This is a genomic window from Klebsiella sp. GB_Kp056 (assembly GCF_040064755.1).
GTDB lineage: Bacteria > Pseudomonadota > Gammaproteobacteria > Enterobacterales > Enterobacteriaceae > Klebsiella > Klebsiella quasipneumoniae.
The window spans coordinates 39,736-53,125 of the sequence record NZ_JBEAJA010000072.1 but is presented as its reverse complement, the minus strand read 5'-3'; the positions used below and the strand labels follow the sequence as shown (position 1 = coordinate 53,125).

General features: G+C 59.9%; 12 protein-coding genes. 4 read left to right on the top strand and 8 right to left on the bottom strand.

From position 1 onward, the window contains the following. Positions 1-91: 91 nt before the first annotated feature. The 7 genes from ABLV52_RS24880 to rhaB form a co-directional block, all read right to left on the bottom strand. Positions 92-1,096, bottom strand: coding sequence for an ABC transporter permease (locus ABLV52_RS24880; RefSeq protein WP_032454468.1), 1,005 nt, complete (start codon positions 1,094-1,096; stop codon positions 92-94). Continuing rightward, positions 1,093-2,100 carry an ABC transporter permease gene (locus tag ABLV52_RS24875; protein WP_348891041.1) on the bottom strand — a complete coding sequence of 336 codons (1,008 nt, stop codon included), beginning with the start codon at positions 2,098-2,100 and terminating at the stop codon, positions 1,093-1,095. The genes ABLV52_RS24880 and ABLV52_RS24875 overlap by 4 nt, the downstream gene beginning before the upstream one ends. Then, complete coding sequence (locus ABLV52_RS24870) at positions 2,097-3,608, bottom strand: sugar ABC transporter ATP-binding protein (RefSeq protein ID WP_348891040.1); 1,512 nt, start codon at positions 3,606-3,608, stop codon at positions 2,097-2,099. Before ABLV52_RS24870 ends, ABLV52_RS24875 begins: the two co-directional genes overlap by 4 nt. Before the next feature lie 113 nt (positions 3,609-3,721). Beyond that, positions 3,722-4,708 (bottom strand): rhamnose ABC transporter substrate-binding protein, encoded by a 987-nt coding sequence (gene rhaS / locus ABLV52_RS24865; RefSeq protein ID WP_023291520.1) that lies wholly within the window; start codon positions 4,706-4,708, stop codon positions 3,722-3,724. Positions 4,709-4,789: 81 nt separating this feature from the next. After that, on the bottom strand, positions 4,790-5,620 hold the full coding sequence (rhaD, locus tag ABLV52_RS24860; RefSeq protein ID WP_232712404.1) for a rhamnulose-1-phosphate aldolase: 831 nt from the start codon (positions 5,618-5,620) through the stop codon (positions 4,790-4,792). Positions 5,621-5,769: 149 nt separating this feature from the next. Next, positions 5,770-7,029, bottom strand: a complete 1,260-nt coding sequence (locus tag ABLV52_RS24855; protein ID WP_032454470.1) for an L-rhamnose isomerase — start codon at positions 7,027-7,029, stop codon at positions 5,770-5,772. Further along, positions 7,026-8,492, bottom strand: a complete 1,467-nt coding sequence (rhaB, locus tag ABLV52_RS24850) for a rhamnulokinase (RefSeq protein ID WP_048336610.1) — start codon at positions 8,490-8,492, stop codon at positions 7,026-7,028. Before rhaB ends, ABLV52_RS24855 begins: the two co-directional genes overlap by 4 nt. 310 nt (positions 8,493-8,802) lie before the next feature. On the opposite strand from rhaB, the gene rhaS (ABLV52_RS24845) reads away from it, so the two are divergent. Both rhaS (ABLV52_RS24845) and rhaR read left to right on the top strand, forming a co-directional pair. Continuing rightward, a complete protein-coding gene (rhaS, locus tag ABLV52_RS24845; protein WP_004203665.1) occupies positions 8,803-9,639 on the top strand; it encodes an HTH-type transcriptional activator RhaS in 837 nt (278 codons plus the stop codon). 73 nt (positions 9,640-9,712) lie between these two features. After that, entirely contained in the window at positions 9,713-10,558 is an 846-nt protein-coding gene (rhaR, locus tag ABLV52_RS24840) for an HTH-type transcriptional activator RhaR (protein WP_004203666.1), read from the top strand. A gap of 32 nt (positions 10,559-10,590) precedes the next feature. Here the strand turns inward: rhaR and rhaT are convergent, their stop codons facing one another. Next, a complete protein-coding gene (rhaT, locus tag ABLV52_RS24835) occupies positions 10,591-11,625 on the bottom strand; it encodes an L-rhamnose/proton symporter RhaT (protein ID WP_023291524.1) in 1,035 nt (344 codons plus the stop codon). 289 nt (positions 11,626-11,914) lie between these two features. Here rhaT and sodA point away from each other — a divergent pair, with 289 nt between their 5' ends. Beyond that, positions 11,915-12,535, top strand: a complete 621-nt coding sequence (gene sodA / locus ABLV52_RS24830; RefSeq protein ID WP_004203668.1) for a superoxide dismutase [Mn] — start codon at positions 11,915-11,917, stop codon at positions 12,533-12,535. Positions 12,536-12,607: 72 nt separating this feature from the next. Further along, entirely contained in the window at positions 12,608-13,282 is a 675-nt protein-coding gene (yiiM, locus tag ABLV52_RS24825; protein WP_064158482.1) for a 6-hydroxyaminopurine reductase, read from the top strand. Positions 13,283-13,390: the final 108 nt, after the last annotated feature.

Genomic DNA, 13,390 nt, shown 5'->3' with positions numbered 1-13,390 from the left:
CTTACCCGGGCTACAGGTTCACTGGCGTCTGCAGGCCGGTAGCCAGGACAGGTGCGTAGCACCGCCTCCGGGATTTAGGGTGAAGGGGAAATTAACATCGTCTTCGCTGCAGCATCCGCCGGGTCATAATCGGCAGGGAGATAACCACGATCAGCATCGCGCCGATAATCACCGACATCACGATGCCGGGGACGTTGAGCAGGCTCAGGCCGAAGGTAACCAGCCCCATCAGAAAGGCGGCGATGATCACCCCGGGCATGCTGCCGGAGCCGCCGAGAATATTGACGCCGCCGAGCACCGCCATGGTGACAACCGCCAGCTCCCAGCCCATCGCCAGGGTAGGGCGGGTACTGCCGAGCCGTGAGGTCAGCAGGACCGCCGCCAGTCCGGCCATCAGCCCGACCAGCGCGAACAGCGCCAGGTTATGGCGCTTCACGTTGATCCCGGAGTACCAGGCGCCGGTCGGATTATTGCCGATGGCGTAGGTCCGGCGACCAAAGTTGGTTTTATGCAGCAGGAAGGTGAAGGCGGCCGCGAGGAGGATAAACAGCGCAAACTCAAAAGAGAGCGCGCCCCACACGTACCCCTGGCCGAACCAGGCAAAGCTCTCCGGGTAGTGGTTGAGCGCCTGATCGCCCAGCAGGATATAGGTGATGCCGCGATACAGGCTCATGGTGCCGATGGTGATCACGATCGACGACAGGTTAAAACGCGTCACCAGGATACCGTTGAACAGGCCGCACAGCAGACCCACCCCCAGCCCGACCAATACCAGCAGCGGCGTATCCATCCCCGCCGCCGCGCAGAAGCCCATCACCGTTGAGCTGAGCGCCATCGTCGAGGCTACCGACAGATCGATTTCCCGGGCGATAATCAGCATCGCCATCGGCAGGACGACGATCGCTTTCTCGGTAAAGGTGAAGGTGGCGTCCGACAGGTTCCAGATATTAAGGAAATAAGGGGAAGCCAGGGCGTTGCCGATAAATACCGCCAGGGTGACCGCCAGTAAAAACCCTTCCCAGCACAGCAGGCGGCGCAGCGGCGACGGCGCGGCCGGGGCGTTTTTCATCTCTTCAGATACCATCATCTTGCTCATGATTTCACCCCCTGTTTCTGCCGGGCTAGCGCCGCGTTACGCAGGATTAACCGCCCATGACCGCGATTGCCGCGCTCGTTAAGCAGCACCGCCATGACGATCACCGCCCCGGAAATCGCCATTTGCCAGAACGGCGAGATGCCGATCACCGGCAGGGCATTATTGATGACGCCGAGGAACAGCGCGCCGCACAGGCAGCCCAGCACCCGTCCGCTTCCGCCCATGGTGCTGATACCGCCGATCACGCAGGCGGCGACCACCTGCAGTTCAAAGCCGTTCGCCACGTCGACATAGGCGACGGCGAAGCGCGAGATCCACAGATAGCCGCAGAAGCCGGCCAGCGCGCCGGAGAGGCAGAAGCTGACGAACTGCATTTTCCCGGCGTTAATACCGGTGTAGTACGCCGCCGTCGCGTTGCCGCCTGCGGTGTATAAGGCCCGGCCGGTGCGGCTGTAGCGCAGGAAATAACCCACCAGCAGCAGCGCGGCGATGGCGCACCAGCTCAGCAGCGGCAATCCCAGGAGGGCGCTGCGCGGCAGACTGAGGAAATCAGCGCTCATCTGATGTGAGTTAACCCAGCCGCCGTCGGTCAGCAGAAAGATAATGCCGCGATAAATGCTCATGGTGCCCAGGGTCACCACGATGGCGGGAATGCCGAGGCGCCAGACCAGCAGGCCGTTAATCATCCCCATCAGCAGGCCCAGCAGGGTTGCCAGCGCCAGCAGCGCCACCACCGGAATACCCGGATAGTGGGCGTTAAGCAGGGCGACGATCATCCCGGTCAGCGCCAGGTTGGCGGCCATCGACAGATCGATGCCTTTGGTGAGCAGCACCATCATCTGCCCGAGGGCGAGGATGATAAGGATGGCGGTATCGTTAAACATCTCCACCAGATTGCCCGGTGAAACGAACGATGGCGCCCGGCTGCCAATGGCGCCGATCATCAAAATGATGACCACCGCCAGCAGCGCTTCGCGATACTTCAGCCATGCGTGTCCCATCATGCTGCCTCCTGGCCAATGCCGCTGGCGGCGCTAACGATGGTTTCCGCCGTCGCTTCCCCGGCCCGGTACTCGGCGACCATCAGCCCTTCGTGCATCACGATAATCCGGTCGGCCATGCCCATCACTTCCGGCAACTCTGACGAGACCATAATCACCGCCAGCCCCTGGCTGACCAGCTCGGACATAAACTGATGCACGGCGGCTTTAGAGCCGATATCGATGCCTTTGGTCGGCTCGTCGAGGATAATCACCTCGGGATGGGTCGCCAGCCATTTGCCGATCACCACTTTCTGCTGGTTGCCGCCGGAGAGGGTCTCCACCGGCTGCCGCCAGCTGAAGGCTTTAACCTGCAGGCGCGAGGCGTACTCGTCCGCCAGCCGCCATTCCCGGGCGTCGTTCAGGACGCCGTTAGGGTTGAGCTTACTGAGCTGCGGCAGACTGATGTTTTGGGCGATGGGCAGGGCGATGATCGCCCCCTGTTTCTGCCGCTCTTCCGGTACGCAGACGATGCCCGCGCGGATGGCGTCGGCGGGCTGGCGAAAGCGCATGGGGCTGCCGTTCAGCCGGATCTCGCCGGAGGAGGGATGCGTTACGCCGGAGAGCGCCTGCATCAGCTCGGTGCGTCCGGCGCCCACCAGGCCGTAAAAGCCGAGAATTTCTCCCTTGCGCAGGCTGAAGCTGATATGGGCAAACTCGGTGGGGTGACAGAGGTCTTGCACCTCCAGCACCGTTTCCCCTGGGGTACAGTCAACTTTCGGGTAGGTTTGGGTAATCGCGCGGCCCACCATCATCGCCACCATCCGCTCTTCGGTGATGTCGTTTATCGCTCCGGAGCTGACGTACACGCCGTCGCGCAGAATGGTGTAGTAGTCCGCCAGCTCGAAAATCTCATCAAACTTATGCGAGATAAACAGGATCGCTTTGCCGTCCTGCTTCAGACGCTCAACGATCTGATAAAACTCCAGAATTTCATGTTGCGAGAGCGCGGCGGTCGGCTCATCCAGGATCACCACCTGGGCGTCGAAAGCCAGCGCCCGGGCAATCGCCACCATGTGCCGTTGGGCGATGCTGAGCGTTTTCAGCGTGGCGCGCGGGTCGATCAGAACTTCAAGCCGGGCGAGGATCTCGCCAGCCCGGCGATGCATCGCGGGCCAGTCGAGCGTTTTGAACAGCCCCTTATACAGATACTGGCCGACGAAAATGTTTTCGCTGACCGAGAGTTCGTCAAACAGCACGGTTTCCTGGTGAATGGCGGTGATCCCCGCCTTGTGCGCCGATTCCGGCGTCGGCAGATGAATGGGGATCGCTTTATAGAGGATCTCCCCCTCTTCGGGCTGATAAATACCGGTCATGACTTTGACCAGCGTGGATTTCCCCGCGCCGTTTTCGCCGATGAGGGCGGTCACTTTGCCGGGCCAGAGATCAAGCTGTACGTTCTCAAGGGCACGCACACCGGGAAAAATCTTGGTGATCCCCTTCAGCGACAGCAGTGGCGTTGATGCTGACATGATAGTTCTCCGTAAAATCGCCCCTCACCCTAACTCTCTCCCCAAAGGGGAGAGGGAACGGTCCGGCGCCCGCTGGCCGCATCGCGCAGAGGGCCGGGGTGAGGGAACAAGGGTTAGAAAATCTTCGAGAACTTATCGATGTTGCTTGCATCGTAGACAAACGGCTCGGCCATCGCGCCGTTCCCCTCGGCATCCAGCTTCACTTTGCCCAGCTTGCCCATACTGGCTTCGGTTTTGGTCGCGGTGCCTTTGACTAAATCGTCGGCCAGATAGGTGGCGGCGTAGCCCAGGTCAATCGGGTTCCAGATGGCGAAACTTTTGCTGGCGCCAGACTTGATCGCGCCGGCCATTTCCGACGGCAGCCCCAGCCCGGTGACATACACTTTGCCGATTTTGCCCTGGTCCTTCACCGCCTGCGCGGCGGCAACAATCCCCACCGATGACGGCGAAACAATGACTTTCAGGTCCGGATATGATTTCAGCAGGCCCACCGCTTCGCGGTAGCTTTTATCCGACAGATCGTCACCGTAGGCGACCGTGACAAGGTGCACGGACGGATACTGCGGCAGCACCTTTTTCATCTCCTCAATCCAGATATTCTGGTTAGTGGAGGTCGGAGTGGCGCTTAACACTGCCACATCCCCCTTCTCCACGTTCAGCGCCTTCAGCGCATCGGCGGCGAGCTTGACGTTGGTCTCGCCAATTAAGGCGTTATTGGAGGGATTAAGATGGATTTGGCGGCCTGCCGGCGCCACGCCGGAGTCCCACGAGACCACCTTGATGCCGCGCTGCATCGCTTTTTTCAGCACCGGCACCACCGCGTCCGGATCGTTAGCGGAAATGGCGATCGCATCCACCCCCTGGGCGATCAACCCGTTCAGCACGTCGATCTGCGCTTCGGCGGTAGTGGTGGTCGGGCCGGTGTAGATCACTTTGACATCACCTAACTCTTTGGCGGCCTGTTGGGCGCCAACGTTGGCGGCTTCGAAGAAGCCATTTCCCAGCGATTTCGCCACGAGGGCGATTTTGACTTCTGCTAAGGCGGAACCGGACAACGCCAGGGCGGCAACGGTGAGGATCAAGCTTGTCTTTGTTTTCATTGCTTTTACTCCACATGAGTCAGTTTTGTAGGGTTTGCAGGTGAGGCTTCGCCCCGTCTCGGTGAGCGGGGCGCGATGTTGTTATGGATAAAGATCTAACGCGGACTGCAGCGGCTGCACGTTGAAGCGTTTGCCAAGGGCGATAAGCTCTTCGCGAGTGATGGTCTGCTTCATACCGCCCATGGACAAGACTTTCACCAGCACTTCGGCGGACTTCTCGGCGGTGTCGATCAGGCCGAAGGTCTCATCCAGGGTTGGGCCGCTGCCGAAGACGCCGTGGAACGGCCACAGCACCAGCGAGTGTTTTTGCATGGTTTCCGCAGTCGCCTGGCCGATTTCATCGGTGCCTGGCACCATCCACGGCAGAATGCCGACGCCGTCCGGGAAGACCACCAGACATTCGGTGCTGCCTTCCCACAGCTTGCGAGTGAACAGATCGCTGTGGTTCTCCAGGACGTAGGTCAGGGCGATCAGGTTGGTGGCATGACAGTGCATGATCACCCGGTCCTTGCCGTCGGTCAGTTTGATGCGCTCGCTGTGCGACAGGAAGTGTGCCGGCAGCTCGGAGGTCGGCACCGCATCCTCCGTCAGACCCCACAGGATATGGTATCCCGCGCCGTCGCTGTCGACTTTCACCACGCCAAGGTTAGCGGCCGGGTCCAGCTGGACATTACGGAAGAATTTGCCGGAGCCGGTGACGATAAACGGCTGGTTAGCCAGGGTTGGCATCGGCTGGCTGAGGGCGATATAGCGCGGTTTAGCGTGGAAATCCGCCGCGTAAGGTTCGATATCCGCCTCATCCAGACGCAGCGTCAGGTTGCCGCCGTTGCGCTCGTCCCAGCCCTTCAGCCAGGCGTCGGAGGTGGCTTTGATCATGCCCTGGACGAACCAGGCGTCGATAATGTTCTGCATAGTCTTGTCTTTCCTGTTGATTCGGTGAGGGGTTGACCCCCTCACCCTAAATATGTGCGTGCCCCCGGATTGCGCCGTAAACGGCTTATCCGGGCTACCGGTTCGTAGCCCGGGTAAGGCGTCAGCCGCGACCCGGGGAAGCCCGTGCATTACCCGCGCTGGCTCAGAACCGCATTCTCATAAGCCCGCACGTTGTCCAGCCACTGGCTGCCCGCCGGCGTGTCGTGACGCTGGCAGTACATCTCCCAGATGGCCTGCCACGGCAGGGATTTTTGCTCTTCGAGCAGCGCCAGGCGGGCGGTGTAATCGCCGTCGTTCTCCAGCTGGCGCAGCTGATCGGTCGGTTCCAGCAGGGCGCGCAGCAGCGCTTTTTTCATATTGCGGGTACCAATCACCCAGGCCGCGATGCGGTTGATGGAGGCATCGAAGAAGTCGAGGCCGATGTGCACGCGGTCAAACAGGTTATGGCGAATGATTTCGCTGGCGATGGCCTGGGTCTCATCATCCAGCAGCACCACGTGGTCGCTGTCCCAGCGCACCGGGCGGCTGACGTGCAGCAGCAGACGCGGGATGTAGAGCATGGCGGCGGAGATCTTGTCGGAGATGACCTCCGTCGGGTGGAAGTGGCCGGCATCCAGGCACAGCGCCGTCTGGCGGCTGGTGGCGTAGCCCATATAGAACTCGTTGGAGCCGACGGTGTAGCTTTCGGCGCCGATACCGAACAGCTTGCTCTCCACAGCGTCAATGTGATGCGCCGGGTCGAATTTTTCGCTGATGACTTCATCCAGCGCGTTCAGCAGCCGCTGGCGCGGCGCGAAGCGGTCAACGGTAATGTCCTTCATGCCGTCCGGCACCCAGATATTCATCACCGACGGGGTGCCCAGCTGTTCGCCAAAATAAGCGGATACGCGGCGGCTGGCTTTGCAGTGGTCGATCCAGAACTGGCGGATCTCATCGTTGGCATGCGATAGGGTAAAGCCGTCGGCGCTCAGCGGATGCGAGAAGCAGGAGGGGTTGAAATCCAGCCCCAGTTTGTTGGCTTTCGCCCACTCAACCCAGTTTTTAAAGTGCTCCGGCTTAATCTCATTGCGCGCCACCGGCGCGTCGGATTCCAGATAAATAGCGTGCAGGTTGAGACGCTTTGGCCCCGGGATCAGGCTCAGCGCCTGCTCAAGGTCGGCGCGCAGCTCCTGAGCATTGCGCGCTTTGCCCGGGTAGTTGCCGGTGGCCTGGATGCCGCCGGTCAGGCTTCCCGCCGGATTTTCGAACCCGGCGACGTCGTCACCCTGCCAGCAGTGCATGGATACGGGCAGACGGTCCAGCTGGCGCAGGGCCTCCTCGACATCCACGCCGACGGCGGCGTAGCGCTGCTTAGCAATTTCCCAGGCTTGTTCAAGTTGAGTGGTCATGCGCAAAGCTCCTTGGTCTGTTGTGGCTGAAACTGCGCCACGAAACGGGCAATTTCACTATCAGGATTGGGGGTAAAGGTGGTGAGGGACGCGTTGCCGCGCACCACCTGACGAAACTCATCGACGCTGGCCAGCTCGTCGAGGGTCATTAGCTGGATGCCGATATTGCCGAGGGTGGAGGCCTCTGTCGGGCCGGCCACGACGGTGATCCCGCAGGCGTCGGCGCACAGCTGGTTGAGCAGTTCGTTCTGGCAGCCGCCGCCGACGATATGCAGCTGGCTGAAGGGCTGGCCGCGCAGCGCCGCCAGCTCGTTAAGCACCCGGGCGTAGAGCAGCGCCAGGCTGTCGAAAATGCAGCGCGCCAGTTCGGCGTCGCTGTCAGGCACCGGCTGACCGGATCCGCGGCAGGCGGCCTGGATCTCGGCGCTCATACTGGCCGGGTTGATAAAGCGGTCGTCATTGCAGTCAATGATGAAGCGGCACGCCGGCAGCGCGGCGGTGCGGGCGATTAGCCCCTGCAGGTCGCTGACGTTTTGCTCTTTCAGCACCCGCTGCAGCAGCCACAGGCCCATAATATTTTTCAGCACCCGATAGCGGCCTTCGGCCCCGCCTTCGTTGGTGATATTGGCCTGCAGCGCCGCGTCGCAGGTGTACGGGGTCAGGCTTTCAAACCCCATCAGCGACCAGGTCCCGGAGGAGAGATAGGCGGCGTGGCGGTCGGCCAGCGGGGAGGCGATCACCGCGCTGGCGGTGTCGTGGCTGGCGACGGCGACCACCGGGATGTTATTGCCCTGCGGACAAATCCAGTGGCCGATAACGTTGCCGGGATGCGTCGGCGCACCGAACCATTCGCGCGGCGCGCCGGTCCAGTTCAGCAGCGTCTCATCCCAGCTATCGCTGTGGATGTTGACCAATTGGGTAGTGGTGGCGTTGGTATATTCCCAGTTCAGATTGCCGGTCAGGCGGAAGCTGAAATAGTCGGGGATCAGCAGGGCATGGGCGGCCTGACTGACCAGCTCCGGCTGCTGCTCCACCAGGGCGCGCAGCTGATAGAGGGTGTTAAACGGCAGAAACTGAATGCCGCTGCGGCGATAGATCTCCGCCCGGCCCAGCTGTTCTTCAGCGTGACGTAGCAGGCCCTGGGTGCGGTCGTCACGATAGGAGACCGGCAGCCCGACGCGCTGACCCTGCTTATCCAGCAGGACATAATCCACGCCCCAGGTATCGATGCCGATGCTGTCGATCAGGATGCCCTGCTCACACACTTTCTCCAGCCCGCGGCGGATCTCGCCTTCGAGGCTATCGAGATCCCAGCAGTCGAAGCCATCCACCTTCTGCAGGCTGTTGGTGAAGCGATGAATTTCACGCAGCGTCAGGGCGCGCGGCCCGGACTGATAGCTGGCGAGCATGACCCGCCCGCTGGAGGCGCCTAAATCGACGGCGACACAATGACGAATACTCATGGAACGACCCTTCTTAAAATCATTGTCCGCAGTCTAAAAAAGGGCGCTGACTAACACCTTCTCGCTACGGACAGCCGAAACTGGCCGCTGGCAAGAAAGCAAAGGTGACCGTGAGGAAAATCACAAATTGCGGTTTTGGGCGGTGGTGAGGAGGATGTGATGGGGTCCGCAGTTCCGCATCTTTCCGGCTGATTCTTGAAAAAGCGGCAGGATTTACGAATTTCGCGGTCAAAAATTGAAGGCCGGATAGCCAACCCTTCATTACTATCAGCCGGTGACTGATAATTTTTCTCATTACGAGGGTGGCATCATGACCATATTGCACAGTACGGATTTCTTTAAGGCCGGGATCTCGACGGTGGCTATTGAACCCCGCCTCCCTCAGTCGGCCTTTCCGGAGCATCACCATGATTTCCATGAAATTGTCATCGTGGAGCAGGGCACGGGCATTCACGTCTTCAATGGCCAGCCTTATACCATCGGCGGCGGCTCGGTCTGCTTTATTCGCGATCACGACCGGCATCTTTACGAGCACACGGACAATCTGTGTCTGACCAACGTGCTCTATCGCGCGCCGGATGCGTTTCGTTTTCTCGCCGGGGTCAGCCAGCTGCTGCCCCAGGAGCAGGAGGGCAACTACCCATCGCACTGGCGGGTGAACCAGACGGTCCTGCAGCAGGTGCGGCATATCGTGGCGCAGATGGAGGCCATGGGGAGCGAAACGGATACCCATGCCGTCGCCAGCCGTGAGATCCTGTTTATGCAGCTGCTGGTGCTGCTGCGGAAAAGCAGCCTTGCGGAAGAGGCCACCAACAACGATGCGCGGCTGAATCAGCTGCTGGCCTGGCTGGAAGACCATTTTGCGCAGGAGATCTGCTGGGAGGAGGTGGCGGCGCAGTTTTCGCTGTCGCTGCGTACTCTACACCGCCAGCTGAAGCAGCAGACCGGCCTGACGCCGCAGCGCTATCTCAACCGGGTGCGCCTGATGAAAGCCCGCCACCTGCTGCGCCACAGCGATGAAAGCGTGACTGATATCGCCTATCGCTGCGGATTCGGCGACAGTAACCACTTTTCGACGCTTTTTCGCCGCGAGTTTTCCTGGTCGCCGCGCGATATCCGCCAGGGGCGCGACGCTATTCTTCAGTAACGCGAGAGGAGTCAACGTATTGCGGACCAAAAACGCGAATAATGCGCCGTTATCCGCGTTGGGAGTGTGAGCCGTGGCCGGTCTGATTCTACGTAAAGAGGAGTTTTTCCCTTCCGCCACGCAGGCGGTGGCGGTGGCCGACCGCTACCCGCAAAACGTCTTCGCTGAACACACTCATGAGTTCTGCGAGCTGGTGCTGGTGTGGCGGGGCAACGGGCTGCACGTTCTCAACGACCGTCCCTGGCGCATTACCCGTGGCGATCTGTTCTATATTCGCGCCGAAGATAAACACTCCTATGCTTCCGTTAACGATCTGGTTCTGCAGAACATCATCTATTGCCCGGAGCGGCTGCAGCTCAATTTCGACTGGGCGGGGGCGATCCCTGGCCTCTTCGGCACCCCTTGGAAGCCCCACTGGCGCATGGGCAGCACCGGTATGGCGCAGGCGCGCCAGGTAATTAGCCAGCTTGAGCATGAGTGTTCCCGGCACGATGCGCAGGGGAATGCGATGGCCGAGCTGCTGTTTGCTCAGCTGGCGCTGACCCTCCAGCGCCATCGCTACGCAACGGATAATCTGGCGGCAACGCAGCGCGAAGCGCTGTTGGACAAACTGCTGGCCGCGCTGGCGGCCAGCCTGAGCCGACCCTTTGTCCTGGAGCGTTTCTGCGAGCAGGAGGGCGGCAGCGAGCGGGCGCTACGGCAGCAATTTCGCCAGCAAACCGGCATGACCATCAATCACTATTTACGTCAGCTACGGATCTGCCATGCGCAGTATCTGTTGCAGCATACCGAGCGCTTAATCGGCGATATCGCCATGCAGTGCGGCTTTGAGGACAGTAACTACTTTTCGGTGGTGTTCAGCCGGGAAATCGGCATGTCGCCGGGGCAGTGGCGGCAGCGCAGTCGCGCCGCCGCCTGAAGAGCGTCTTTGTCAGGCAGATGATCCGGTGCTTAACTGGCCATTCCCAGACCGACGATGTTGGCGGCGATGATGATCACCACGCAGCCGAGGCTCAGGACGCTCACCGGACGACGACCGGCGTTGTTCCACTCTTTCAGCACCAGACCCACCAGACCGCCGCACAGTACGTAGAAACTCATGTGCAGCATCCAGCTCATATAGTCATACTGCGCCGGAATGCTGGCGTGGCCCCAGGCATAGAAGAAGAACTGGAGATACCACATCAGGCCGCCGAGGGCGGAAAGCAGCAGGTTGCTGATGATGAGCGGTTTGGCCAGTGAGAAATCGGCTTTGACTGACAGAGTCTTCACTTTCGCCAGACGAATAAAGCAGAAGCCAAGGTTGACCAGCGCCCCGCCGCCCATAATCACCACGTAGCTTGGCAGCGCCGCATATAACGGGTCGACGCCGAGCGCCGCGGCGGCATCATGCATCGGTTTGGCGGCGTTCATCGCGAACGACATCCCTGCCGAGAAGATACCGCACATCACCGCCAGCAGAAGCCCTTTCTTCAGATTGAACTCTTCGGCTTTGATGCCCATTTTGCGCTCTTTCAGCTGGCCCGCACGGGTGACGATGCCAACGCCAACCACCGCCACCAGCACGCCGAGCAGCGTCATTTGACCGCCCTGGGTGTGCATCAGCACCGAAAACTGACCGTTAATAATCGGCGTCATCAGCGTACCGACAATCAGCGTGATGCCAATGGCGATGCCAATCCCCATCGACATGCCGAGATAGCGCATGGTCAGGCCATAGTTGATATTACCGATGCCCCACATGGCGCCGAACAGAAAGACCGGCAGCAGCGTGGAGGCGTTAAAGGAGCGGTAGTAGGCCCAGAAATCGGGTAACAGGGTGGCGCTGATGGCCCAGGGCAGGATCAGCCAGGAGACGATCCCCCCGACCGACCACATGGTTTCCCACGACCAGTGTTTTACTTTCTTGAACGGGGCATAGAAACAGGCGGCACTGGCGGCCCCTATCAAATGCCAAAAAATACCCATCGTAATCGCGTGGTTCATTGATTTTATCCTCATCTTTTTTTATCGGAGACGGCGGCTTCCGATGCGATGAGTGTAAAAATTAGCCGCTTTGGCCGCCTTCAGGACGTTGCCACAGGATGGCGAACTCTGGCAACCATGGGCTTAATTAGTTGTTCTACATCACAAAACGACGGGTATTTCTTCTGGTTATATCCATATGAAAAATACGGCATTGATAAGCATTTTCAATACCATTTAATTAACTATAATGGACAAACTGCTTACGCGGCGTTAACACTTGAGCCGCTCGACAATAATGGAGATGATTATGAGCTATACCCTGCCATCCCTGCCGTACGCTTACGATGCTCTGGAACCGCACTTCGACAAGCAGACGATGGAGATCCATCACACCAAACACCACCAGACCTACGTGAACAATGCCAACGCCGCGCTGGAAAGCCTACCGGAGTTCGCTAACCTGTCCGCTGAAGAGCTGATCACCAAGCTGGATCAGCTGCCGGCTGACAAAAAAACCGTACTGCGTAACAACGCCGGCGGCCACGCGAACCACAGCCTGTTCTGGAAAGGCCTGAAAACCGGTACCACCCTGCAGGGCGACCTGAAAGCGGCTATCGAGCGCGATTTCGGCTCTGTGGACAACTTCAAAGCGGAATTCGAAAAAGCCGCTGCGACCCGTTTCGGTTCCGGCTGGGCGTGGCTGGTCCTGAAAGGTGACAAACTGGCCGTTGTCTCCACCGCAAACCAGGATTCCCCGCTGATGGGCGAAGCCATTTCCGGCGCTTCCGGCTTCCCAATCCTGGGTCTGGACGTGTGGGAACACGCTTACTACCTGAAATTCCAGAACCGTCGCCCGGACTACATCAAAGCCTTCTGGGACGTGGTGAACTGGGACGAAGCTGCAGCGCGTTTTGCCGCCAAAAAATAAGGTTGCAATGTGCTAAGAGAGAAGCGAGTCTGATGGCTCGCTTTTTTTATATCGGTAGCAAGGAGAGCAGACATGCATTATCCGGTGAATGTCTTTGTCGGCAAAATCAGGGACTACACGGGCAGTCGTCCCAGCGCGATCGGCAAAATCCAGGTTGACGGCGAGTTGCAGCTCGGCGATCTCGGTCTCGAAGGGGATGAGCAGGCGGAGAAGAAAATACACGGCGGGCCGGACCGCGCGCTGTGTCACTATCCGCGCGAACACTATGCCGACTGGATCCGTGAATTCCCCCAGCAGGCCGATCGGTTCTGCGCCCCGGCGTTCGGTGAAAACCTCTCCACCACCGGCCTCACCGAACAAAACGTCTACATTGGCGATATCTTTCGCTGGGGCGAGGCGCTGATCCAGGTCACCCAGCCGCGCTCTCCGTGCTTCAAGCTCAACTTTCATTTTGCGATCGGTGATATGGCGCAGCTGATGCAAAACAGCGGGAAGACCGGCTGGTTGTACCGGGTGATCGCCGGGGGGCAAGTCTCCAGCGATGCGCCGCTCGAACTGGTCTCTCGCCTGAGCGATGTCAGCGTCCATGAGGCCGGGGCGATTGCCTGGCATATGCCGTTTGATGACGATCAGTACCACCGCTTATTGTCGGCAGCGGGCCTGTCGGTGAGCTGGAGCCGAACCATGCAGAAGCGGCGTTTAAGCGGCAAGATCGAGGATAATTCACGGCGATTGTGGGGGAAATAATTCCCCCATATTGGCGCTTTCCGCAGCGTCTCCCGGGCAGTGGCGCAAGCGCCTTACCCGGGCGACCTGACCGTTCCTGGCGGTAACCCGGCGCAGCGCAGGCCGGGT